We start from the raw sequence: 22,802 nt of genomic DNA on the forward strand, positions 1-22,802 counted from the left end.
AATCTATAATTTCTATTTTTTTCTAATAACTGACAACCTATAAATGTTCAGGCTTGCCAGAAATAGTAATGGTTTTGCTCACGTACCCAACCTAAACGCTCGTATAAACTTTGCGCTTGGGTATTGTCGGGTGTGGTTTCTAATAATAAACCTTTATGCCCTTGTTGTGTGATAAAATGCTGTGCAGTAGTTAACAAGGCTTTGCCAATGCCTTTGCTTCTGAGAGTTTCTTTCACAAATAAATCATTGAGTGTCCAGGAGCGACGCATGGAAACCGACGAAAACATGGGATATAACTGGGTAAATCCGATGGGCTGATTGTTTTCTAAGGCTAAAAAAATAACCGATTCCTGATTGTCTATGCGTGCTGCTAAAAACTTTTTAGCTCCTTCCATATCTGATGCCTGTCCATAATATCGGCGGTAAGCATCAAATAATTCGGCAACTGCGGCAACGTGTGCTGAATCGGCCTGTATAATCTCAAGATTCTCTGTAAGGGTAATGGGTTGTAATAGCTTTTGCATAGAGGTATGATTTACAACTGCAAAGCAAATAGTTATTTATGATAACAAAAAATACTTAATTTTGATTAAATGATGCGTTTAAGGCATTATTTATTTTTCTTTTTAAATAGACGTTATGGATTTACGGACCATAGAGAATTTTTTAAAACTGGCCGAAAGACTCAATTATCGTAGAACCGCAGAAGATATTTATATTGCCCAGCCTGCTTTGAGCCGTCAGATAATGCAATTGGAAGAAGATTTAGGAGTAGTACTCTTTAACCGCCACAAAAGAAAGGTAGAACTTACTGAGGCTGGTATTTATTTCAGAGACGAAGCCAAACGAATTTTAGAAGATTTTGAAAGGGTATGCCAGCACACCGCCCAGATACATAGGGGCGAGGGTGGAGAGATTCGTATTGCCCATTCAAGTTCGTCTATGCAGTTTTTATTGCCGGCTATTCTGACCAGAATTCAGAAAGAAATACCTTCTATGCAAACCGTGCTGTTGGAGTCAACCAATGTTTATGAAATCAATGCATTACTCAACCGAACCATTGATGTAGGCTTTGGCCCCAACATGATTGTACCTAAAGAAATCAATGCACGTACACTCTATGCCGAAAATTTTGTGATATTACTCCCCGAAAACCATTGGCTGAATGATAGCAATTTTCATTCATTAGCCCAGTTGGCCGACGAGAATTTTATATTGCCCTCACGCAGTGAGAGTTCGGGCTATGTAGAAAGCATAGAGGCACTTTGCCAGAATTATGGATTTATTCCGAAAGTAGCTTATCAATCAGGCAATACCAATACAGTTTTGCGATTGGTAGAGGCAGGCGTTGGCGTTTCTATAGAGCCAAAATCGGCCCTGAGCGGGCAGAATATGAATATAAGACATATTGAACTGACAGACATCAGGGCAAAATCTGAAATGCGAATGGTATGGCTACGAGGCAGGGAAAAAGAATTAGAGCGGTTTTTTGATATGGTTAATAAGGTGGTAAACGAGGGAAAGATTAAATAACAAATGCTATTTTTTAAATTGTGTAAATTATTACATAATATTTTTTATTTTTGTTAAACAATTTCGATATAGCCCGAGTTACTTTTACTAATAGAATCCCAGATAAATGTCAAATCCCTACCAACGAAATGGGGGCAATGTGCTTACATTGCCGTCACAAAAACTGCTGTTGAGCTTATCCTTAGAAGATTTAGGTCAATTTGTATGTGGCCTGGATATGGAAGAACTTCATGAGCTGCTACGCTTCTACGAAATGAAAGAATATTTCGAAGCCTGTATAGTTATCCGCAATTACGTAAAATCCGGAAACAAAAAAAATCACGAACACAATTCTCCTGTTTTCTGCTCCTGAATTGGCATTTGAAGTTACGCAAAAAAATAATGGCTACTCAAGTGAGTAGCCCTATTCCAAAATGTTTTGCTGTGACTAAAGTGGAAAGTTACGACTTATATTTTTAATAGACAACAAATCTGTCCAATGTGTCGATTATCTGCATCAAATCATTCAGATTTCCTTACGATTTTATGGTTTTTCTGTAGTTACATTTCTACTGATAACTATAAATATAAAGTCCTATAGAATTGTATAGCCTAATTACCAATATATACTATATCTCACTTTCAATGTTCCATCAATTGAATCTGAGTTTTCGAAATTGACCTTTATTTTATATGTTACCCATAGTGTTTTAGGATGATAACCGGAAGCAATCGTGATTTTTTCGGTTGGTACTTCGCGAACATCAATAATTTCAATATCTCCGTTACCATAAAGATAGTTTAAGTTTATGCCATTTGGATTTTCTCTAAAAATAGACCATTGTTCATTACGTTTTGGCTTTTTTCCTAATGTGCATAATTTCTTTAATTGATTAAAACTACTATCTTTATTTCCATCACGAGCATAAAATCGCACAGGGTACAACTGAATCCCTAAAAACTGCCTACCATTATTCCATGAAAGTATAATACCAACAGGAAACTCAGTATAAAATTCGTTAGGGTTGCCTCCTGATAAAACTTTACCGGAAAGGTTTTTTATAGTAGAATCATTTTCGATAATTACTACTTCTTTGTCCAGATATATACCACGAAACTCGGCTCTCTCTCTTTCAAGCAGAAAACCGTCAGCGTTTGTTGGAGGCACTGCTTCTTTGCAAGCTCCAAACAACAAACTTCCTAAAATTATCAAAAGTATGTGTTTCATATTAAAATAAGTTTGATACCACTTTATTAAAAATGTACATACTTATTCATCAATGATTAGTAAAGTTGTGGTAAGCTAAAATTTAGCTCTAACAAATCCGAGTTAAAATTATTTAATGGTGATATTTTCTCCAATTCTACTACTATAAATATTCATAGAACAGAATCACATGCACTAACGACATTTCTTCGATTTTATACCCCCATATCCCATTATCTGTTCCACCGGGAACAGGTCTTGCCTGTAAATAATAACTGAATTTGGAATAGTCGAAAACCTGATTGACTTCTTTATCGAAGCAACGGTATTTAGGGTCAGCACCTGAGGAGGCAACAGTAGTCAGCGTTGTTGTGGTAAGTGCGGTAAGGCTTGGGTCGGGGTACACCTGATATAAATCTACCGTTAAATTTGAGGGTAGATTGTCTTTCACACAAACCCGCATTTTCTTTACTCTTACTATATAAGGTAAGTATCCGGCAGGGGCTATCAACCGCATATTGGTACCCCCATTGCCGGCTATTTCACCAATAGTAAAATTAACAGGTCCCTGGTCGTTGATACTGCGGAAGTCGGCAGCCGGAATTGAAAGATACAATTCGCTACCTGTGAACTGATTCACCAATACCCCGGCAGTATCTGAAAAAACAGGACGTTTGCCGACCCCCGCAAGGGTAGACGCTTTTAGTGTTCCGGGGGTAGCCTCTGAGTGTTGGGCAATAGCATAAGTACTGGCTATCAGGCAGGTAACCAAAAGGGTAAAGATTTTTTTCATGGCAAAAACTGGTTTAGAAGCGTTTGAGAACGCTAAATAAATGAATTGTAAAATTTGCTGAAAGCCTAAATGAGTATTTGGTAGGTTAGGCGAGTAGTTGGTAGTATTTAGCTGAAATCCGGTATTTTCAGAAAAGCGGTAATTTTTAAAGGTGCGCTAAAACCTTTGCTTTAAAATGCTTACTTTTGCAAAAAAATTGCTCAACATAATTCTTCAGACCTAATGTTAAGAACTCATACCTGTGGACAATTGCGTGTCGCAGATGTAAATCAGACAGTTACCTTATGCGGGTGGGTACAAGTTGTTCGTGATAAAGGTGGTATAATTTATATTGACCTCCGTGACCGCTATGGTATTACACAGTTAATATTGAATGAAAATAGCAGCGATACTGACGTAATTGCACAAGCGCGTACATTAAGCCGTGAATTTGTGATTCAGGCTATGGGCGAAGTGGTTGAGCGGGTATCAAAAAATGATAAAATTGCCACAGGTGATATTGAAATTAAAGTTTCAGCTTTAGAGATATTGAACCCGGCCAAATTACCTCCATTCCTGATTCAGGACGAAACAGACGGCGGCGACGATATTCGGATGAAATACCGTTACCTCGATTTACGCCGGAATGTCGTGCGTCAGAACTTACAGTTGCGCCACAAAATGGCACAACAAACCCGTATTTATCTCGATGGACAGGATTTTATTGAGGTAGAAACGCCGGTATTGATTAAATCGACACCGGAAGGTGCCAGAGACTTTGTAGTACCGAGCCGTATGAATCCCGGTGAGTTTTATGCTTTGCCGCAATCGCCACAGACTTTCAAGCAATTATTGATGGTATCAGGTTTCGACCGTTATTATCAGATAGTCAAATGTTTCCGTGATGAAGACTTACGTGCCGACCGCCAACCGGAATTTACACAGATAGACTGCGAAATGTCGTTTGTGAAACAGGAAGATATTCTACAGATGTTTGAAGGCTTGATTCGTCATTTATTCAAGACTGTGAAGAACATTGATATGCCCGAAGTGCCTCGTATGACCTATGCAGATGCCATGCGCCTGTATGGTTCAGACAAACCGGATACCAGATTCGGGATGGAGTTTGTAGAACTGAACGACGTGGCTAAAGGCAAAGACTTTGTGGTATTTGATTCTGCCGAACTGATAGTGGGTATCAATGCTGCTGGTTGTGCGGAATATACCCGTAAACAGTTAGATGAATTGACAGAATGGGTGAAACGTCCGCAGGTTGGAGCAAAAGGATTAGCTTATATCAGATTCAATGCCGACGGTACGCTTAAATCATCGTTCGATAAATTCTTCGATGAAGCCGCTTTGAAGAACATTGCTGACAAATTTGATGCAAAACCGGGTGATTTGATTTTGATTATCGTAGGCGAAGCCAACAAAGCCCGTAAACAACTCAATGATTTACGTCTGGAAATGGGTAGCCGTCTGGGTTTACGCAAGCCTGACGAATTTAAGGCGTTGTGGGTATTAGACTTTCCGTTGTTGGAGTATGGCGAAGAAGAAGACCGTTGGTTTGCCATGCACCATCCGTTTACGAGTCCGAAACCGGAAGATATTCCACTATTAGAGACCGGAGATTTAGGTAAAGTAAGAGCCAATGCTTATGATATGGTCATTAATGGCACAGAAGTAGGAGGGGGGTCTGTTCGTATTTTCCAGAGACCTTTACAACAACAGATGTTTGGGATATTAGGGTTTACGGAAGAAGAAGCCAAAAAACAATTCGGCTTCCTGATGGATGCTTTTGAATTTGGTGCACCCCCTCATGCAGGTATTGCATTCGGGTTCGACCGCCTTTGTTCAATCTTTGGTGGAGCCGATTCAATCCGGGATTTCATTGCTTTCCCTAAAAATAATTCAGGCCGTGATATGATGATTGACTCACCCTCAACCATTGACCAGAAACAAATGGACGAATTGAAGATTAAGACGGTGTTGTAGGAAATTATTAAAAATTGTTAACGGTAACGTTTAATCGCTTCACAAAAAATCCCTCAGAGGCAATTCTGAGGGATTTTTTGTGTGGCTCTTTTGGAAAAAATCAGTTTTGTGTGAGTAATTTAAGCAATTTTCATACTACATTTTATTGTTTAGGCTTTGATTTGGCAAATTCTCTGCCTTCGCCTGTGTACCACCTCAAATTTCCTTCTTTATCAATCATCATGTATTCTTCTGCTATTACTTCTTTGTATTTTAATTTTATCACATTCTCCGTTGACTCCACTACCATTTCTTCATTCAATATTGATTGGTCATTAAAATTTTCATGAAGAAACACCTTGCCCTCTTTTTTATAAATGGTTACATCTACAACACTTTCATTGGGTGGTCTCCATTGCCCGAGGGCTGTGCTATCAGCCGCATGAACAGTTTGGGCTTTCTCTTTTAATTGTCCGCACGATGTAAGCATCACAACAAAAAACAACAGTAAGTATCGTCCCATCAGGTTAGGTTTAAATATGAACCTCAAAATTAACAAAAAAGGGTGTAGTCTCAAAATACTATTCTTCTGTCTCATGTCAGAACTTAGGTACCTCTTTTGAATATTCGGTACCATCTGCGCCAAAATATCTTAGTTTACCTTCTTTATCAATCAGATAATACTCGCCCATAGTTGATAAGCCCGGATTCATATAGGTCAACTTTACGCCTGTTTCTATGGTATCAGGGAGCAATTCTTCTTTGAATACCGACTTATCAGCAAGAGTGTTATAAAAATATACTCTACCGTCTATTTTACACATGGTTACACTCTTGGTAGTAGTATCATAAGGCACCCATTGGTCTATTACAACACTATCTTTCACAAGCCTTTTGTCTTCCTTTTTTGGCTAGTTACAAGATGCCACCAATACAATAAACAGAATAAATAAAAATCCTTTCATCATAGCAGGTTTAATTTATATACCAAATTAATAAAAAAGGGCTATCTCTTAATGAAATAGCCCTGAATATTGTTTTTTCATTGTATTTATCAATCAGAGAACTAAATTATCAAGCACTTGCTAACTTACCCATTTTTTGCAACTGCTTTTTCCTTTTTGCAATAAACTCAGATATTTCTTTTTCATCCTCTTTTGTTAGGGGTCTTGAACGAATTGAAATATCTACATCCGGGTCTTTATAAGTTGTTTTTTTCATTACAATAAAAATTTTTCAATTAATAATTTAGCACTTACTGTATCAAAATACATTCTTTGCCCGCTTAATACTCTTGCTCCGTAAAATTTGCTGTAATGATTAATAAGAATAGTTTTTGAGTCAAAGACAACAAAACCATCATAATCGTAAGCAAATGCTAAACGACAGGAAAAAGCCAGTAAAATTCCCGCAACATTGTCATAGGCTTTTTCTTTACCTTTATTAAGGTTTGATTTTTCTAACAAATTAACATATAGATGGTCATTTTTTCTTTTTACAGAAAGAAGGCCATGAATCACATCATTATTAGGAGTAATTACTTTATAAACATAATTACCATCTGCTTCATATTCCTTTCTCCAGTCGAAAAGCCAGCCTTTTTTAAGTTTTAGCAAGTCATTTGTATCCAACAAATCAATCCTTGCTTCAATGCGTTCCTGAGTTGCTCGTAGTATCAGATACATAAAACAAATATAAGCAGAAAACTTGTTAATTGGAAGGCATATTTGTACTTTTTACCCACAAAAAAATCCCACCAGTCAAGCCGATGGGATTACAGTATCTTTAAAACTCCCCTCATGAATAATGCGCATACATCTTATTCACTTTCCCATTATCATCCAAAAACATCACTTCAATCACTCTTTTCTCCATAATAGATTTATAATAGATTGCTACTGAATTTACGCCTGCTACGGCATCGAATAATTCAAAATGTAAATCAGGTACTTTTTTAAGAGCTGTTTCCCAATAGTTTCTGATAGCCTCCAAATTTGATAAAGCACCCTCTTCAATCCCCATAATAGTTTTAATCATTGGAGTCGTAATGGTTAAATCATTGCTGTAATGGCTCATGATTCTATCCATATCATGCGAGTTCCACGCAGCTACCCATTCCTCTGCAAATTTCTGTGCTTCAACTTTTATCATAATTTCTAAATTTTGTTTTCTATGTATTTGTACTCCTAATATAGTAGTAAACAAATATAAATTTGGCACTATAAGCTACCTAATTAAAACTGCTGATTTTATGTATCGGTCAATTCCCCACAAAAAAAATCCCACCAGCCAAGCCGATGGGATTCATATCTATCATCTTATCTAATGCTTAACAAGTAAACCTGAACCCAATCCCATGTACATTTTCGATTTTGATTTTTGGGTCGTCGGAGAGCATTTTTCTCAGTCGGGTGATGAATACATCCAGGCTTCGGCCTAAGAAATAATCGTCTCTGCCCCAGATGGCTGTCAGTATCTCGTCCCGTTTAATTACCTGATGTTTTCTTTCGCATAGGTACTTCAATACCTCCGCCTCACGGTGAGTCAGTTGCTCGGCCTTATGGTCTGATTTCAGCGAAAGCTGGTCATAATTAAAATCATAATCGCCTAATTTCCATTTGCCGTTTCCTTCGGTTATTTCTTTGTTTACCTCTTTTCGTTTCAGAAATACCTTAATGCGCAGGTTGAGTTCTTCAATACTAAAGGGCTTGGTTACGTAGTCGTCTCCGCCTACTTTCAGTCCGGCAATGCGGTCTTCCTGCATTCCTTTGGCAGTCAGAAATATAATCGGTATCTGTTGGTTCTGTTTTCTGATTTTTTCGGCCAATGAAAAACCATCTAATTCGGGCAGCATGACGTCCAGCAGACAAAGGTCATATTTTTCTTTGGTAAAGCTCTTCCAGGCTTCTTTTCCGTCCTGAAAATGGACAATTTCATAACCTTCCATTTCAAGATTATCTTTTGTTACATAGCCAAGGTTAGGGTCGTCTTCGACGTATAATATTTTGGGCATATTTTATGGTTTTCAAACTTCTTGTTTTATAATAACACTGAATGTACTCCCCTTATTTGGTTCGCTATCCACTTTTATGGCCCATTTATGTGCTCTTACAATCTCTCTTACATAGCTTAATCCTAAACCAAATCCTTTCACATTATGGGTGTTTCCGGTAGGTACCCGGTAAAACTTATTAAAAATCTTACTCTGGTGTTCTTTAGCTATACCCACACCATTATCACTGATTGAAAACACGAGCGTATCCGCAATATTCTCTGTTTTTATCCGTATACAGGGTTTCTTGCCCGAATACTTGATGGCATTTTCGAGCAGGTTTCTTATCAGGCTTATCAATTGGATACGGTCGGCATAGATACTTGTGCGGGTGGCATTCAGTTCTATACTCAGCGCATCTTCCAGCTCTGCTTTTACCCCCTCTGTTACATCATAAATCACCGAATGGAGTTCCTGTAACCGAATATCCAGTTCCATCTTGCCACGTTCCATGCGTGCTGTATTCAGCACTGATTCTACCTGATTTTTCAGTCGGTTATTCTCCTGCCTGATAATATGCACATACTTTTTCAAACGCTCGGGCTGTTCCATTATTTTAGTCTGGCTCAAAACATCTGTGGCTACCCTGATGGTTGAAATAGGTGTCTGAAACTCGTGCGTCATATTATTGATGAAATCACGTTGTACTTCGCTCAGGCGTTTCTGTCTCAGAATCACAAACATTGAATAGCCAAAAAAGGCTGTTACCACTAAAGTAATAAGCGATGAAATGACCCATATATCCAGACGAGCCGCCAGAAAACTTGTTTTACTCGGAAACCTGACACCAAAATAATTAAGGTATTTATCGGTTTTAGGTAAAGTCTTTTTCAAGGCTGTACTCTCTTCAAAATCAGAATTGATATGCGCCCCATCTACAATTTTGTCGGTATCACAGTCGTAGATACCATATTCAAAATCAGTCTGTAAGTTTTGTTTTTTAAATTCTTCTTTCAGGTAATGCTCTAAAACGTCGGCATCTAAAGGGATTCTTAAATTGGCTACGTAATAATCGGAAGAAAGCTGACTGACGGGGTTTTCGATACTGGATAGTTTGTACAGTGAAGAGATTTTGTTCGCAACATTTCGTAAAGAAATCATTACAGTTTGCCGAAACTGTTGTTCTTTTAAATCGAAAGCACGCTTAACCCAATAGGCCTGCACTGCAATAATTCCCGTAATCGAAAGCGTGCCGAGTATAATCAGAAGTCGGATGGTATTTCTGTTCAAAACGGGATAGTTTTTTCGTAAAATTAGATAAAAGAAGAATTAATGACAAAAAATTAATGAGAAGTTTAGTGAGTGGTTATTAAAAAAGTGATGTAAAATCTAAATATTCTTTTAAAATCGTTGTTTACCCTTTGAAAAAGCAAATTTTCTACCTTTATTTGCCTTGCTCAAAGAATCTTATTCTATAAAATTAAAGTTTTTCATTTCCCTAAGCACTATGCAAAAATTACAAACCCTCGATTACGTTGTATTTCTCTTCTACTTTATTTTAGTGTCAGGTTACGGCTACTGGATTTATAGGAAAAAACAGGCCAAACAAACTTCTACCAAAGACTTTTTTCTGGCAGAGGGTTCGCTTACCTGGTGGGCCATTGGTGCTTCCTTGATTGCTTCCAATATCTCGGCCGAGCAAATGATTGGGATGTCGGGCAATGGGTTTTCAATGGGGTTAGCCATTTCTACTTACGAGTGGATGGCGGCGGCTACACTTATTGTAGTAGGTATCGTTTTTATGCCTATTTATCTGAAAAACAAGATTTTTACGATGCCACAATTCCTTAATCAACGCTACAACTCTACTGTGAGCTTGATTATGGCTATTTTCTGGCTGGCATTATATATTTTAGTAAACCTTACTTCTATTTTGTACCTGGGGGCTTTGGCGGTATCAGGTATTTCTGGTATTGACTTCACGGCCTGTATGATTGGATTGGCAATTTTTGCCATCATTATTACCGTTGGGGGGATGAAAGTAATCGGTTTTACTGACGTAATTCAGGTGTTCTTTCTAATTGTGGGTGGTTTAGCTACTACTTATCTGGCTGTTATGTTGGTTTCAAGTCAATATGATGGAGTGGAGAGTTTGACCAATGGATTGAAATTGATGACTGAAAAGTCAGAAGACCATTTCCATATGATTTTCAAGAAAGGAGATACGCATTATATGGCATTACCGGGTTTAACGGTGCTGATTGGCGGTATGTGGATTGTGAACCTGAATTACTGGGGATGTAATCAATACATTACACAACGTGCCCTCGGAGCAGACCTTGATACTGCCCGTAAAGGGATTTTATTTGCAGCATTCCTGAAATTATTAATGCCTGTGATTGTAACGCTTCCGGGTATTGCGGCTTATACGCTGTATCAAAAAGGATTGTTCCAACAAGAAATGCTTGGGGCTGATGGTACGTTGAATCAGGATAATGCCTATCCTGTTTTATTAAACCTGTTGCCGATTGGGTTGAAAGGGCTATCGTTTGCGGCTTTAACAGCGGCTGTAGTGGCTTCGTTGGCAGGTAAGGCTAATAGTATCTCCACTATCTTTACATTAGATATTTTCAAAAATTATATCGGCAAAAATGCTACCGAAAAACACCTTGTCTGGATTGGTCGTGTAACCATTATTGTATCCATGATTTTAGCTATTGTCATTTCTCCTTACATGGGTATTGATAAAAAAGGTGGTTTTCAGTTTATTCAGGAAATGACCGGTTTATTATCACCGGGTATTTTTGCTGCCTTCATCATGGGCTTTTTCTGGAAACGTACCAACTCGGCAGGTGCTTTGTTTGCCATTGTGGGTGGATTCTTGATTGCACTTTCGATGCACAACAACTGGCCACCATTTTCTGCAATCACTGACTGGACAACCGTACCATTTCTTGACCGTATGGGAATCGTATTCCTGATTTGTGTAGCCGTGATGTTCATATTAGGCTTTGTATTACCTGACGAAGGCAAAGGCTTGGAAATAGATGCCAGTATGTTTAAAGTACAAGGTACATTTGCTGTTGGCGCAACGGCTGTAGTAGTGATTCTTGTTTTCTTATACTGGTATTTCTGGTAATAAAAGACTTGTGATAAAGTCCCAAAAAGACATATAAGATATTCCTTCGTGGAGGTTGACCCCTCACCCTAAATCCCTCTCCCCAACAATGGGAAGAGGGACTTTTTTTGTTCTTTCCCATTGTTGGGCGGACGCCGCGCGGGAAGGTTAGGATGGGGTCATTTCAACAACTTCGGAAACATGGCCTGAGCTCGTTCGATACGTGGTATTGAAACTGATGCCACATAAGGCTCGTCGGCGTGGTGCTGGTCATAATTCTGGTGATATGCTTCGGCTTTATAAAATGCCTTGAATGGTACAATCTGCACAGCTATCGGCTTTTTATATTTGCCCGATGCCGCTAACTTATTCTTATAATCAGTAGCTGATTTCTGCTCTTCGGCATTGCTGTAAAAAATTACCGACCTGTAAGAATCACCGTGGTCAGGTCCTTGTCCGTTTACCTGGGTCGGGTCTTGCGAAGCAAAATAAACCTCTAATAAAGTGGCATAACTGATAATCTTTGGGTCATAATAAACTGCTACCGTTTCTGCATGGCCCGTGGTTTCGTTGCTTACTTCCCGATAGGTAGGATTCCTGGTGTTTCCACCACTATATCCCGACTCGGCTTCTTTCACTCCTTTCAGGCTGTCAAATATGCCCTCAACTGCCCAGAAACAACCGGAGGCAAAATAGGCAGTATCTAATTTGCCATAAGAGGTTCTATCTACTGCCGGAACTTTATATTTTTCGGTCTTTTCATTAGTTGAATCCATAGTTGAGCTACAGGAAAAAACGCCTATAAATGCCCCAACCGTAATGATACTTGCAATAGCTTTATTCATAAGGTTTTATATTAAATGGAATCATTTCTCTTTTAATATAAACGTATTTTGGCTGATTTTGGTTTGTTAAAATTGGTGGTTATTGCATCTAAATATCTTCTAATAACTTTACCTTATATCCCTTTTCTTCCAGGTATTTCTTAACCGGAAATATATGCATATTGCCATAGAAAACAGCCATTTTCTTTGCCTTAGACTGTCTGGCAGCAGCTATAATTCGGTTGGCAATAGATAGGTTTCTTTGATACCATACATCAGCATAGGCTTTGTAATGTTTGTTATGGGTATCGTCTAAAATATGTGCCTGCCCATAATCTGTTTTGGCTACCCACTCTTTTGAGTTAATAGCAAGCATAGCATTACATTGCCTTAACTGCGCTGTTTCTGCCTTCTTATATTCAGCCCAGAAATTCTCTAATTTTTTCATGGCGGCTGTGCCTTCAAGCTCTTCAGCAAATTTACTATAAGCCTCACTTTGAATCGGGAAAGTAATTCTATCATCTGTCGGGTACAGGTAGGTAATACCTGATTTTATAGCCAATGGGTAAATCAGTTTAAAAAACTCACTATCTTTTTTATCTTCTATCATACGCTTGTATCTTGTCCAGAAGTATTTATCCCAACCTTTGGTAGTATCTATGAGTGACTCATACTGCCTGCTATTCTGGGCAATCAGGTAATTCTGAAAATTCCTGTTGCCCATGTCTAAACCCAGGTGATAATACTTCCATAATTGTAACCGATGCTTAGGGTTTTCTTTTACACTAAGTAAGGTCGTGTAATGCCTGATACTATCGGCAGGGTTTATGTGTTTACCAACCCAAACCAGAATCAAAGAATCCCACACGGCACGGTAGTTTTTAGTATAATTCTGTATCAGACTTGCTTCATCTGTTGGCATTACTTCTTCCACCGCAATCTGGTCCGGCTTATACTGTAATAGTTTCCGGTAAGCGTCTGACCAGTTACAAGAAAGGCTATCAGGAATATAATGAAAGGTTCCTATTAACAAAAATTCAGGTCTGGTATCTTTAGTTTTTTGCATACTGACCAAAAACAGTAGCGTTACAAACGACAAAAGGGTGATTCTGAGATAAGCAGGCATAGCGATTATTTCTTTTTTAACCAGTTCAGTACAAATTGAATTTTATCTTTTTTTGTATCGGGTATTTTAATATCAGGAGCAATGCCACGGGCATTATAGCCATTTTCAGGTATATCTTTATGTAAGGTACTTGTAGGGTAGCTCAGGTAATAGTTCTGTGTTTTGCATAATAGGCTCACAGCTGTAGTACTTGTATAATCAATCATACCAAAAGTATTATCTCCAAACGTAGTAACCCTGTTGCTAAAGCCCTTTGAATGCAAAATGAACGATTCTGCTGCGCTGGCACAAGCCCTGTCTATAAGGATACAAACCTGCTTCGGAAACTCAGAAATGGCAGGGCTTGAGTTCTGCGGATATAGAGGACCTTTTACTATCTTACCCCGATTGGCTTTCATATCTCTTACTACACGGGCATATAAATTCAGCGTTGTATCGCCCGGCACTTTCTTCTGGTAAGAAGCCAGTTTTTCGAAATACTTTATTGTGTTAGGCGAAGAAAGGGCTAGCCCCTGACTATCCTGAAAAGGGTTTGTATAATAAAGCATTATCAAAGGGAAATAGATAGCATTGCCGCCGCCATTACCTCTGATATCAATAATCAGGTTTTTAGTTGAGGTAATAGCGGTTTTATTAGCCCTAATCAGACTATCTAAATACTTGTACTCTACCAGAAAAGAAGGAATACTCAGCAATATATTATCAGCATCTACTCTGTTGAGAGTGGGCAATGAAGCATTGTTTTTATGAATGTATGCTTGCTCTTTTGTAATAGAAGGATACGATTTACCCCAATAAATAGAGGAACCAATACTCATCACAGCATCTTTATGAATGTTAGCAACATAGCGGGCAGGGCTGAAATTACCTGACAGATAGATAGTAAGATAACCTTCTTTATTTTTCGTAAAAACGGCCTTAATATACCCCGGCCTCCAGTTAGTGTTTGTTAAGTTTAGTACTACTGCCAGAAATTGCCTTGCATTGTCAGGGTTTTGTATGATTGCTAACTGATAGGCATTATTTTCGGCATACCATACTCCTTCAATCGGGTCTAAATGAGGCTGATTTTTCTTAAAATATGCAAGGGCTTCCGGTTCCGTCAATGGGTATTCCTTTAGCTGGCTCTTAAAGTGTTTTAGTTGTTGTTCGTTATATTTAGGGTATTCTGCTACAAATAAGTGTCCGTCTTTAAAATATTTTACATAGTTCTCTAATACTTCAATACAGGCTGTGGTTTCAGTAATGAGTGATTGCTTTTGGAGTTTTTGCTTAAAGTTTTCGTACTTTTTTTCCTCGGCTGGCTTACCTTTCACTTTCTGGTGGTAGGCAATGTAGTTTTCTTCGGTTTTACTAACCAAATCGTTATAGTTAGCGGCACAGCTACAACTATCAACCTGGGCATAGAGTGTATTTGCCAACAATATGCCTGACACATAAAGTAATTGCTTCATGGTATTTGGTGGTTATACGCTGAAACCTAATTTAACTTTATATCTCCATCGGTCTTTGCCTATTTCATTCTCTAATTTGAGTACCTCCTGTGTTTTCTTACTTATCCAGAATACTTCTTTCAAACCTCTTGACTCATGGGTGAGTAGCCAGCAATCTACTTTCTGGTTATCGTACCCTTCTAATTGCCCTGAGCCTGTTACGGTATAGGCCTCAAATTTTGGCGCAATATAGCCCGGGTCATAAAAAGGAATCATGAATGTAGTATTGATTTTATAGGGCAATAGTGGAAACACCTCAAGGTCGAGGTGCCAGTTGAGTGTATATTGTGTTACGGCTTGCTGAAATGCCTGCCAGGGGCCTTTTCTATTTTTGGCAGTATCGGCATCGGTCAGGGGTAAATCGTTGATTTTAGCAGTTTTATTAATAAAATCATATTCGCCTGTGCCTCGTTGTTTCCACCAACTCTGGTGATATAATGGGGCAAAAGTCTTTTTATCACACACCGATTTCACGGTATGTACTACACTATCACGGTCTTCCCATTCCTGTTTTACCACTATGGCTTCTTTACCATTGTAGTTTTCAAATGATACATTTCTTGTCCAGAATTGAGGTCTTGCCCTCGCTCCCTCTTTACTCAGTTTAAAATACACCAGATAGCGGTTATTGCCTTCTTTCAGAAATTTAGTATTTATTTTTGTGGCATCTACCCAAACGGTATCTGTACCCTGATTGGCAAGGGTTGAAGCATAAAAAAAGAGGAATAAAAAAGAGAGCAAGTAATTATTGGGTTTCATAAGTATTGTTTCTAAAATGTATTGATGTGAAGTTTATTTCAAAGTTATCTTTTCAAAATCAGGGGCATTGAAGCGTATTTGTGTAAAGTCAAAAGTATATAGTTTCTCACTCTGGTTAATTAATATATGAGTTGGTAACTGTAAATCATCTACCTTTTTCCAGTCTGAAAATCGTATGATTAATAGTTCTTTTTCGTTCTCAGGATTCTGAAGATGTATTTCGTTTAAGAAACCTGTACGTTTGTCGAAGAATAATAGGCTCAGGTGATTTAACTCGTCTTTTGCCGCAATTCTATATACTGGTTGCTTATCTGCCTTCAGCTCTTCCGGCTCAGAAAAATCATTAAACCGTTCATGAATATCCAATATCAGGTTATAGAATTCATGGCTTTTGATAGCAAATATGGCCTCTTTCGTAAGTGGCTGCGTTGAATCGCCTACCACAAATCCTTTTGTATTGTTGTATATTTTTACTTCAAAATCCTGCGGATTATAGCTATAGGTTTGTTTGAAATAAGAGTAACCTTTGGCGCTGGTGTGTATTTGGGTAGTGTAGTTACCTTTAGGAGAAGTACAATTGGCGAAAGCGATAATAGTCTCAATTTTATCTCTGCTCGCTTTCTGTCCAACAGCATCCAGCGATTGAGTGATAATAGTTTCTGCATTGACTTTATGGTTTTCTGAATTACGACAACTACTTAACAGAGGTACGAATATGATAAATATCCGTACCTTGCTCATCAATAGTAATAGCTTTCTCATAATTAATACACTTCACTCGCAAAATATTTGAAACAACCTTACTTTCAAGTTCTTACTTTTTCCAACCTTCCATCACCTTCTCAAAACTTACCCAATAAATATCTCCTGAGCCATTCTGCGGAGAGGTATAAGTTTTCAATAAATCATCAATCTTTGCGGCATTTCCTGCATAAGCATTCGGGATATTGATTCTTTCGCTGGTAAAAAACAATATCTTTTTATCCGGGCTTACATAGGGGCAATAGTCTATACGGTTAGAGTTGAGCATACTCAAATGCTGTGCAGGCAGCCATTTACCTGAGGTGTCTTTGATACTCATGTATAAATCTCCTCTACCCTTGTCGTCTTTCCGTCCATAAGAGGTAAAAATGATGTAATCTTCATCGGGCGAAACAAAGGCATTAAATTCATAGGTTTTTGAATTAACGGCCGTGTCTAAGGGAACAGGCTGCGTGTATTTACCTTGCTCAAACTTCGATACGAAAATATCTTCTTTACCCACTGCAGTTTTATAAGCTGCCGTAAAGTATAGATTTCCGTTTCGGGCAATGGCCGGGTAAAATTCATCTTCCGGTGTATTAACAGGCGAGCCTAAGTTTTGTGCTTCGCCCCATTGTCCATTTTCGCGGCTCACTACCCATATATCAAAATCTTTTGGGGTTGTGCCTTGTGTAGGCCTGTTAGAAGCAAAGTAGAGTTTCTTTCCATCGGCAGAGAAAGCCGGCTCCAGATCACTAAATTTTCCGGCAAAAGGAGCAATTTCGGGGTTACTCCAGGTACCATCTGCGTTTTTCTTTCGATACACAATAGTCTGGAAAACACCTTGTGGCGATTGTAACGTATAAAATATTTCGGTACCGTCGGGCGATATAGCAAAATCACGTTCGCCGAATCCGGTACTCATTCCAAAGATTTCGGCTTGCGCCGGAGGGTTAGTCAGAGCAATCGTTTTTTGGGCGTTCAATGCCAAAGAACCAATAAATATTACAAATGTTGATAGAAGTTTTTTGTTCAGAAGCATAGCTATTCGGTTTATCAACATAAAAGTATAGGCTTCATTTTATAAAATCTATCAGTCAGCACAAACAACCACTATCACCCCATAGAAAGCCGTTTGTATGGTTATTTGTGGAAATTGCAACAAAAACTGTTATTGATAGTAAGGAAGTTGCTATTGATAGACCAAAATCTTTTTATAAGAATATTTTCTTATAATTTTATGTTCTTTAAAGTCAGCCAATTTCTTTTAATGCAAAAACGAATATTGTATCATATAGCTTTCTGGGTAGCATACGTCTTGTTTAAATCCTATCTCAATTTTGAGTCGTTGCAATACAATATGCCTAAAGAAAGTGTATTCTACCTGTTCTTTTTAGCAGTGGGTATTCAATCAGCTTATCTCCCTATCAAAATCCCACTGGTTTATGCCGTTTTCTACATAACTGCACAGTTTCTTTCCAAAAAATGGAATGTGCTTAAAACCATTTTCATTCTGTTTTTAGCTTTTTTCTTAGCAATCATTGCGTTTTTGTATATATCAGGCCTATTGCAACAGTATGTGCTGAAACGTTCGATGGAAAATGAGAACTATTTTTCTTTTGCCAGTTTCTTGTATGCTTTTTTCCTGTTGTCGTTTACCAGCGGCATTGCCTTAACCTTAAAATTAATCAGGCAGCATATCCGTACAAGAGAAGCCGAACAGGAAATGAGTAAAAAAAGGTTAGAAGCCGAACTGAGGTTTCTGAAAGCACAGACCAATCCACATTTTTTATTCAATACGCTTAATAATATCTACGGGCTTGCCCGCAAGAAGTCTGACGATACGGCTGAGGTCGTCATGAAATTATCGAAGCTCTTACGATTTATGCTGTATGAAACCAATAAGCCTTCTATCTCTATTGAAGACGAACTAAAGGTAATGGAAGATTACATTGAACTGGAAAAAATACGCTATAACCAACGGCTGAAAATAGATTTCAGTGCAACAGTTGATAACCAACATGAACCTATTGCGCCACTCATTTTATTACCCTTTGTAGAAAATGCCTTTAAGCATGGCGCAGGTGAGTCTATCAACGAATCTTCTATCAGGATTGAAATACTACTCAAGCAAGGGAATCTGTATTTTAGTATAGAAAACTCTAAATCAGAAGATAGTCAGTTGGTAATTACCGAAAAAATTGGATTAAGTAATGTACGGCGTCAATTAGAACTGATGTATCCTGACCACCGACTGAGTATCGAAAACCTTTCTTCTACTTTCACTATTGTATTGGAATTAAACCTGAACAACCATGCAAAAATTTAACTGTATTATTGTAGAAGACGAGCCATTGGCGGCCGAAATATTGCAGGACTATGTAACTCAGGTGTCATTTTTACAGCTAAAGGCCGTTTGTGCCAATGCTATCATTGCCACAGAAATCCTCAGAAATAATCAGATAGATTTAATTTTTTTAGACATTAATCTGCCCAAACTCAAAGGGCTTGATTTTATCAAGACCCTGCAACGTCCGCCTGCTATTATTCTTACTACTGCCTACCATGAATACGCCCTGCAAGGCTACGAACACAATGTATTGGATTATCTGCTGAAACCCATTGAATTCAGCCGATTTCTGAAAGCAGTCAATAAACTCACTACTCCTGCCGCAACTACTAATTCTACCCAGACAGATGATAGGAAATACCATTTTTTTAATGTGAATAAAAAGATGGTAAAAGTATTTTATGACGAAATACTGTACATAGAAAGTCAGAGAGAATATGTAAAAATTGCTACCCGAACGCAGGCTATTCTGACGAAGTTAGCTTTGAATGAGGTGGAAGAACTTCTGCAAAACGAGCATTTTGTGCGGGTGCATCGGTCTTTTATTGTGGCAAAAGATAAAATTGAAGCGTATTCGGCTACTGATGTGGAGATAAATGGCAAACAAATTCCGATTGGCAGAGGTTATAAAGACGAAGTTTGGGAGGTTTTAGGGAATTAATCGCCAGATTTTTTCATAAAAAACGTACTTTTGCAAATCCACTAAATACGGAAAGCAGATTCAATGAAAATTGCAGCCATTGACATAGGTTCAAATGCAGCCCGAATGCAGATTTCGTCGGTATTGCATGATAAAAAGAAAATCAATTTTAAAAAGGTAGAATATGTGCGTTTTGCCCTGCGTTTGGGAATGGACGTATTCAATACAGGAAAAATATCTTACGAAAGCGAGGCACGGATTAAAAAACTGCTGATGGCCTACCGCTTACTGATGGAGCTTCACGAAGTAGATGCCTACATGATTTGTGCCACATCGGCCATGCGGGAAGCCGAAAACGGAGCCAATATCGTAGAGAGAATCAGAAATGAATTAGGCATGGAGATTCACCTGATTGAGGGAGAAAAAGAAGCCGAATTGATTAATGATGTAATTAAAGTGGTTTTAGAAACCGATAAAACCTATCTGCATATTGATGTGGGCGGTGGTAGCACCGAACTGAATATTTATAAAGGGAGAACCAAGATAGCCGCAAGGTCTTTCAAAATCGGTTCTGTGCGTTTACTCGAACACAAGGAAGCACCCGATGTGTGGAATAAAATGAAAGCATGGGTAAATGAGACGATTCCAACGCATGAGAATGTAATAGCGGTAGGTACAGGAGGCAATATCTCTAAATTGTTCAATATGATTGAACACAAAACCGAGGGAAGGGCTTCTTTACAGGAATTACAGAAAAAACGAGATTATATTAACAAATTCAGCTTAGAAGACCGCATTAATAAGCTCCAACTGAATGCCGACCGTGCCGATGTGATTGTTCCGGCCTCTGATATTTATCTATCAGTAATGAAATGGGCAGGCGCTAAAGAAATTATCGTACCCGACTTAGGATTAAAAGACGGTATTCTGCTGTTAGTCTATGAGACGCTGATGAACGAAGAAGAATAAAACACTATTATGAAAAAAAGATTTTTTACTTTTATAACTATTGTTACAACGAGTGCCTGTGTGCTGTTTATCCTCTCTTCGTGGGGTATGTGGGGGCATCAGCACATCACTAAGTCAGCGATTTTTGCATTACCGGATGAGTTACGGATTTTCTTCTACAATCACCTTGATTTTGTAGTAGAGGAATCTAATGTGCCGGATTTAAGAAAATATACTCTGAGCGACAAAGCCGAAAACCCTCGCCATTATATCGACATTGAACATTTTGGCAGTATAGACAGTCTGCCACTTACCAGCAAGTTAGCTTATGCTAAGTATGAAAACAAAAAATTGCAATCAGATGGTATTTTGCCCTGGTATATTCAGGATGTGATGGTGAAACTGACTAAATCGATGCAAGGCAACAGAAAAACAGAGATTCTTTTCTTAGCTTCTGATTTAGGACATTATCTCGCCGATGCCAATATGCCTTTGCATACTTCAAGCAATCATAACGGACAACTTACCAATCAGGCAGGTATCCATGCTTTCTGGGAAGCACAATTGCCCGAAATGTTTGGGAATAACTACAATGTTTATACAGGCAATGCCCGCTATATTGAAGATGTAACTAAAGAAACCTGGCGTATTATCAGACATTCGCACCAATTGGCTGATACTTTATTGGCGAAAGACCGGGACCTGAGAAAGACTTTTCCGGCAGATAAAATCTTTCAGAAAGATGCGAATGGCAAAATAGCCAGAAATAAATTCAATCAGCCGGTTTATACCAAAGAGTATGCAGATTTGTATCATAAGGCTCTCAATGGCATGATTGAAAACCAGTTCAGAGAGGCAATTTCGGCTGCTGCCAATTTCTGGTACACGGCTTGGGTCAATGCCGGAAAGCCGGATTTAAAATCCTTGGACGATGAGGGGCTAACCAAAAGAAACAAGGCTAATTATAAAAAGGATATTAAAGCCTGGGAAAAAGGAAAATTAACGGTATTGAAGTCTGAAACGGAGTTTTAACAATATTATTATTTTTTTGTAGAGACGTACGGTTCGCCGCGCGATTGCAATACGTCTCCGAGGGCCGATAAATATCAAAAATCTATCTATTGTTTTCGAATTTGTCCTACAAAATTGAATTCAAAAATTTCATATACCCTTGGAGGTGCTGTGTTAAAAATCAAATAAATAAGGAAAAATATTTATCTTTGTTTTTTAAAGCAGGAGAGTTATTCCATGCAGTTTAGGCAGGTCAATTTGTTTGTATCTGCCTAATTTTTTAAGCTGCTTTATTCTTACCATAATTTTCATTAAAGGGTTGATTGTTTTTAAAAAGCGTATAAATCAGGACTAATAATTTTCTTTGCACGGCTACTACTCCTTTCATTTTTATCTGTGTTTTTTGGTGGATTCTTTCGTAAATTGCACTCATTTGTTGGTCGTTGATAACTGCTGTTAAAGCTGGGAAGTAAAGAGTTTTTCGAATATGCTTGTTTCCTTTTTTGGATATTTTGGTAGGGCTATTAATAGAACTACCAGACTGTTTCTGGACGACATTATACCCTGCATAACACACTAATTGTGAACGAGAATTGAATAAAGCAAAACCATTAGTTTCAGCAATAATGGCAATAGCGGTAATAAATCCAACTCCTTTAATAGTGCATACATTTTTAACTCTTTCTTGCAATGGTGGGTCATTGACTAAGATAGACTTCATATCCTCTTCAATCTCCTTAATTTGTCCCTGGATTAATAACAAGTGCTTTTCGATACGATCAATACTTCTTTGTTGTGGCTCATGGCTATGTTTTAGCGCATGTAATTGGTTCTTAATCACTGTCTGTTGCTCTATTAGGGCATTTCTTTCTCTGGAAAGTTGTTTAAGCGTTCGCATTTGTTTAGAAACAGCAGACCAACTGCTGAGTTTTCTCTCAACCCCCATCTGAGCCAGTACCCTTGCATCAATATCATCCGTTTTGGATTTGATATTTAAACTCTGCGCATAAGTCTTAACCTGTTTAGCCAGGATTACACTAACTGGCTTTTGCCGCTCAAATAACCAATAAGCCAAAGATTCATAATACACCCCAGTGGCTTCCATCGTATAATGAACTTCTATAGACTTATCTGCAAATTGTTCTACCCACCTATCCATCTTCTCAAAGCCAACGCTATGGTTTGCAAACGTTTTGCTTGAAAGAATAGTAACAGATTGGTCGAGTCGTTTTTGGGCGATAGCCACTGAAATACTTAATTTGCTAATGTCGATGCCAACATTCTGGCGAATAATAGTGTTTGTCATTGTCTTAGGAATAAAAGATTAAAAAGGTC

General features: G+C 38.3%; 25 protein-coding genes. 8 read left to right on the plus strand and 17 right to left on the minus strand.

Annotated features, from left to right (window positions below; all coding sequences use genetic code 11):
* Nucleotides 1-47: 47 nt before the first annotated feature.
* The gene (locus EWM59_RS19790) at nt 48-524 is read right to left on the minus strand and encodes a GNAT family N-acetyltransferase (protein ID WP_130022983.1); all 477 of its coding nucleotides are present in this window, start codon (nt 522-524) and stop codon (nt 48-50) included.
* A gap of 115 nt (nt 525-639) precedes the next feature.
* Between EWM59_RS19790 and EWM59_RS19795 the strand changes: the two genes are divergently transcribed.
* Both EWM59_RS19795 and EWM59_RS19800 read left to right on the plus strand, forming a co-directional pair.
* Nucleotides 640-1,533, plus strand: coding sequence for a LysR family transcriptional regulator (locus EWM59_RS19795; protein WP_130022984.1), 894 nt, complete (start codon nt 640-642; stop codon nt 1,531-1,533).
* Nucleotides 1,534-1,639: 106 nt separating this feature from the next.
* On the plus strand, nt 1,640-1,885 hold the full coding sequence (locus EWM59_RS19800) for a hypothetical protein (protein ID WP_130022985.1): 246 nt from the start codon (nt 1,640-1,642) through the stop codon (nt 1,883-1,885).
* 243 nt (nt 1,886-2,128) lie between these two features.
* On the opposite strand, the gene EWM59_RS19805 is transcribed toward EWM59_RS19800, so the two are convergent.
* Both EWM59_RS19805 and EWM59_RS19810 read right to left on the minus strand, forming a co-directional pair.
* Nucleotides 2,129-2,740: a hypothetical protein gene (locus EWM59_RS19805; RefSeq protein ID WP_130022986.1), complete on the minus strand. Its 612-nt coding sequence runs from the start codon at nt 2,738-2,740 to the stop codon at nt 2,129-2,131.
* A 142-nt stretch (nt 2,741-2,882) separates the two neighbouring features.
* The gene (locus EWM59_RS19810) at nt 2,883-3,512 is read right to left on the minus strand and encodes a hypothetical protein (RefSeq protein WP_130022987.1); all 630 of its coding nucleotides are present in this window, start codon (nt 3,510-3,512) and stop codon (nt 2,883-2,885) included.
* A 222-nt stretch (nt 3,513-3,734) separates the two neighbouring features.
* On the opposite strand from EWM59_RS19810, the gene aspS reads away from it, so the two are divergent.
* The gene (aspS, locus tag EWM59_RS19815) at nt 3,735-5,486 is read left to right on the plus strand and encodes an aspartate--tRNA ligase (RefSeq protein ID WP_130022988.1); all 1,752 of its coding nucleotides are present in this window, start codon (nt 3,735-3,737) and stop codon (nt 5,484-5,486) included.
* Between the two features lie 142 nt (nt 5,487-5,628).
* Here the strand turns inward: aspS and EWM59_RS19820 are convergent, their stop codons facing one another.
* The 7 genes from EWM59_RS19820 to EWM59_RS19845 form a co-directional block, all read right to left on the minus strand.
* Complete coding sequence (locus tag EWM59_RS19820) at nt 5,629-5,988, minus strand: hypothetical protein (protein WP_130022989.1); 360 nt, start codon at nt 5,986-5,988, stop codon at nt 5,629-5,631.
* Nucleotides 5,989-6,064: 76 nt separating this feature from the next.
* Nucleotides 6,065-6,352, minus strand: coding sequence for a hypothetical protein (locus EWM59_RS19825; RefSeq protein ID WP_130022990.1), 288 nt, complete (start codon nt 6,350-6,352; stop codon nt 6,065-6,067).
* Nucleotides 6,353-6,539: 187 nt separating this feature from the next.
* On the minus strand, nt 6,540-6,686 hold the full coding sequence (locus tag EWM59_RS27720) for a hypothetical protein (RefSeq protein ID WP_165372235.1): 147 nt from the start codon (nt 6,684-6,686) through the stop codon (nt 6,540-6,542).
* A complete protein-coding gene (locus EWM59_RS19830) occupies nt 6,686-7,150 on the minus strand; it encodes a hypothetical protein (protein WP_130022991.1) in 465 nt (154 codons plus the stop codon). The genes EWM59_RS27720 and EWM59_RS19830 overlap by 1 nt, the downstream gene beginning before the upstream one ends.
* 112 nt (nt 7,151-7,262) lie before the next feature.
* Entirely contained in the window at nt 7,263-7,616 is a 354-nt protein-coding gene (locus EWM59_RS19835; protein WP_130022992.1) for a nuclear transport factor 2 family protein, read from the minus strand.
* Between the two features lie 178 nt (nt 7,617-7,794).
* The gene (locus tag EWM59_RS19840; RefSeq protein ID WP_130022993.1) at nt 7,795-8,478 is read right to left on the minus strand and encodes a response regulator transcription factor; all 684 of its coding nucleotides are present in this window, start codon (nt 8,476-8,478) and stop codon (nt 7,795-7,797) included.
* Between the two features lie 12 nt (nt 8,479-8,490).
* A complete protein-coding gene (locus EWM59_RS19845) occupies nt 8,491-9,747 on the minus strand; it encodes a sensor histidine kinase (RefSeq protein ID WP_130022994.1) in 1,257 nt (418 codons plus the stop codon).
* 217 nt (nt 9,748-9,964) lie between these two features.
* Between EWM59_RS19845 and EWM59_RS19850 the strand changes: the two genes are divergently transcribed.
* Nucleotides 9,965-11,596, plus strand: a complete 1,632-nt coding sequence (locus EWM59_RS19850) for a sodium:solute symporter family transporter (RefSeq protein ID WP_130022995.1) — start codon at nt 9,965-9,967, stop codon at nt 11,594-11,596.
* Between the two features lie 158 nt (nt 11,597-11,754).
* Here EWM59_RS19850 and msrA read toward each other — a convergent pair whose 3' ends face one another.
* The 6 genes from msrA to EWM59_RS19880 form a co-directional block, all read right to left on the minus strand.
* Nucleotides 11,755-12,420 (minus strand): peptide-methionine (S)-S-oxide reductase MsrA, encoded by a 666-nt coding sequence (gene msrA / locus EWM59_RS19855; protein WP_130022996.1) that lies wholly within the window; start codon nt 12,418-12,420, stop codon nt 11,755-11,757.
* Nucleotides 12,421-12,508: 88 nt separating this feature from the next.
* Nucleotides 12,509-13,525, minus strand: coding sequence for a DUF5694 domain-containing protein (locus tag EWM59_RS19860; protein ID WP_207220031.1), 1,017 nt, complete (start codon nt 13,523-13,525; stop codon nt 12,509-12,511).
* 5 nt (nt 13,526-13,530) lie between these two features.
* Nucleotides 13,531-14,979 carry a S41 family peptidase gene (locus tag EWM59_RS19865; protein WP_130022998.1) on the minus strand — a complete coding sequence of 483 codons (1,449 nt, stop codon included), beginning with the start codon at nt 14,977-14,979 and terminating at the stop codon, nt 13,531-13,533.
* Between the two features lie 12 nt (nt 14,980-14,991).
* The gene (locus tag EWM59_RS19870) at nt 14,992-15,777 is read right to left on the minus strand and encodes a DUF3108 domain-containing protein (protein ID WP_130022999.1); all 786 of its coding nucleotides are present in this window, start codon (nt 15,775-15,777) and stop codon (nt 14,992-14,994) included.
* Between the two features lie 33 nt (nt 15,778-15,810).
* Nucleotides 15,811-16,539: a DUF4292 domain-containing protein gene (locus EWM59_RS19875; protein WP_130023000.1), complete on the minus strand. Its 729-nt coding sequence runs from the start codon at nt 16,537-16,539 to the stop codon at nt 15,811-15,813.
* A 52-nt stretch (nt 16,540-16,591) separates the two neighbouring features.
* A complete protein-coding gene (locus tag EWM59_RS19880; protein WP_165372236.1) occupies nt 16,592-17,560 on the minus strand; it encodes a TolB-like translocation protein in 969 nt (322 codons plus the stop codon).
* 228 nt (nt 17,561-17,788) lie between these two features.
* Here EWM59_RS19880 and EWM59_RS19885 point away from each other — a divergent pair, with 228 nt between their 5' ends.
* The 4 genes from EWM59_RS19885 to EWM59_RS19900 all read left to right on the plus strand — a co-directional run bounded on the left by EWM59_RS19885 (nt 17,789) and on the right by EWM59_RS19900 (nt 21,488).
* Nucleotides 17,789-18,847 (plus strand): sensor histidine kinase, encoded by a 1,059-nt coding sequence (locus EWM59_RS19885; protein ID WP_165372237.1) that lies wholly within the window; start codon nt 17,789-17,791, stop codon nt 18,845-18,847.
* Nucleotides 18,834-19,529, plus strand: coding sequence for a LytR/AlgR family response regulator transcription factor (locus EWM59_RS19890; RefSeq protein WP_130023003.1), 696 nt, complete (start codon nt 18,834-18,836; stop codon nt 19,527-19,529). The genes EWM59_RS19885 and EWM59_RS19890 overlap by 14 nt, the downstream gene beginning before the upstream one ends.
* A 63-nt stretch (nt 19,530-19,592) precedes the next feature.
* Complete coding sequence (locus EWM59_RS19895; RefSeq protein WP_130023004.1) at nt 19,593-20,477, plus strand: Ppx/GppA phosphatase family protein; 885 nt, start codon at nt 19,593-19,595, stop codon at nt 20,475-20,477.
* Nucleotides 20,478-20,486: 9 nt separating this feature from the next.
* On the plus strand, nt 20,487-21,488 hold the full coding sequence (locus EWM59_RS19900; protein ID WP_130023005.1) for a zinc dependent phospholipase C family protein: 1,002 nt from the start codon (nt 20,487-20,489) through the stop codon (nt 21,486-21,488).
* A gap of 259 nt (nt 21,489-21,747) precedes the next feature.
* On the opposite strand, the gene EWM59_RS19905 is transcribed toward EWM59_RS19900, so the two are convergent.
* Entirely contained in the window at nt 21,748-22,773 is a 1,026-nt protein-coding gene (locus EWM59_RS19905; protein ID WP_130023006.1) for an IS110 family RNA-guided transposase, read from the minus strand.
* Nucleotides 22,774-22,802: the final 29 nt, after the last annotated feature.

Source organism: Emticicia agri (assembly GCF_004168285.1).
Classification (GTDB): domain Bacteria; phylum Bacteroidota; class Bacteroidia; order Cytophagales; family Spirosomataceae; genus Emticicia; species Emticicia agri.

Excerpts from the sequence above, each read along its gene's own strand:
- EWM59_RS19790 (WP_130022983.1), bottom strand. The coding sequence starts at position 524 with ATGCAAAAGCTATTACAACCCATTACCCTTACAGAGAATCTTGAGATT.
- EWM59_RS19795 (WP_130022984.1), top strand. The coding sequence starts at position 640 with ATGGATTTACGGACCATAGAGAATTTTTTAAAACTGGCCGAAAGACTC.
- EWM59_RS19800 (WP_130022985.1), top strand. The coding sequence starts at position 1,640 with ATGTCAAATCCCTACCAACGAAATGGGGGCAATGTGCTTACATTGCCG.
- EWM59_RS19805 (WP_130022986.1), bottom strand. The coding sequence starts at position 2,740 with ATGAAACACATACTTTTGATAATTTTAGGAAGTTTGTTGTTTGGAGCT.
- EWM59_RS19810 (WP_130022987.1), bottom strand. The coding sequence starts at position 3,512 with ATGAAAAAAATCTTTACCCTTTTGGTTACCTGCCTGATAGCCAGTACT.
- aspS (WP_130022988.1), top strand. The coding sequence starts at position 3,735 with ATGTTAAGAACTCATACCTGTGGACAATTGCGTGTCGCAGATGTAAAT.
- EWM59_RS19820 (WP_130022989.1), bottom strand. The coding sequence starts at position 5,988 with ATGGGACGATACTTACTGTTGTTTTTTGTTGTGATGCTTACATCGTGC.
- EWM59_RS27720 (WP_165372235.1), bottom strand. The coding sequence starts at position 6,686 with ATGAAAAAAACAACTTATAAAGACCCGGATGTAGATATTTCAATTCGT.
- EWM59_RS19830 (WP_130022991.1), bottom strand. The coding sequence starts at position 7,150 with ATGTATCTGATACTACGAGCAACTCAGGAACGCATTGAAGCAAGGATT.
- EWM59_RS19835 (WP_130022992.1), bottom strand. The coding sequence starts at position 7,616 with ATGATAAAAGTTGAAGCACAGAAATTTGCAGAGGAATGGGTAGCTGCG.
- EWM59_RS19840 (WP_130022993.1), bottom strand. The coding sequence starts at position 8,478 with ATGCCCAAAATATTATACGTCGAAGACGACCCTAACCTTGGCTATGTA.
- EWM59_RS19850 (WP_130022995.1), top strand. The coding sequence starts at position 9,965 with ATGCAAAAATTACAAACCCTCGATTACGTTGTATTTCTCTTCTACTTT.
- msrA (WP_130022996.1), bottom strand. The coding sequence starts at position 12,420 with ATGAATAAAGCTATTGCAAGTATCATTACGGTTGGGGCATTTATAGGC.
- EWM59_RS19860 (WP_207220031.1), bottom strand. The coding sequence starts at position 13,525 with ATGCCTGCTTATCTCAGAATCACCCTTTTGTCGTTTGTAACGCTACTG.
- EWM59_RS19865 (WP_130022998.1), bottom strand. The coding sequence starts at position 14,979 with ATGAAGCAATTACTTTATGTGTCAGGCATATTGTTGGCAAATACACTC.
- EWM59_RS19870 (WP_130022999.1), bottom strand. The coding sequence starts at position 15,777 with ATGAAACCCAATAATTACTTGCTCTCTTTTTTATTCCTCTTTTTTTAT.
- EWM59_RS19875 (WP_130023000.1), bottom strand. The coding sequence starts at position 16,539 with ATGAGAAAGCTATTACTATTGATGAGCAAGGTACGGATATTTATCATA.
- EWM59_RS19880 (WP_165372236.1), bottom strand. The coding sequence starts at position 17,560 with ATGCTTCTGAACAAAAAACTTCTATCAACATTTGTAATATTTATTGGT.
- EWM59_RS19885 (WP_165372237.1), top strand. The coding sequence starts at position 17,789 with ATGCAAAAACGAATATTGTATCATATAGCTTTCTGGGTAGCATACGTC.
- EWM59_RS19890 (WP_130023003.1), top strand. The coding sequence starts at position 18,834 with ATGCAAAAATTTAACTGTATTATTGTAGAAGACGAGCCATTGGCGGCC.
- EWM59_RS19895 (WP_130023004.1), top strand. The coding sequence starts at position 19,593 with ATGAAAATTGCAGCCATTGACATAGGTTCAAATGCAGCCCGAATGCAG.
- EWM59_RS19900 (WP_130023005.1), top strand. The coding sequence starts at position 20,487 with ATGAAAAAAAGATTTTTTACTTTTATAACTATTGTTACAACGAGTGCC.
- EWM59_RS19905 (WP_130023006.1), bottom strand. The coding sequence starts at position 22,773 with ATGACAAACACTATTATTCGCCAGAATGTTGGCATCGACATTAGCAAA.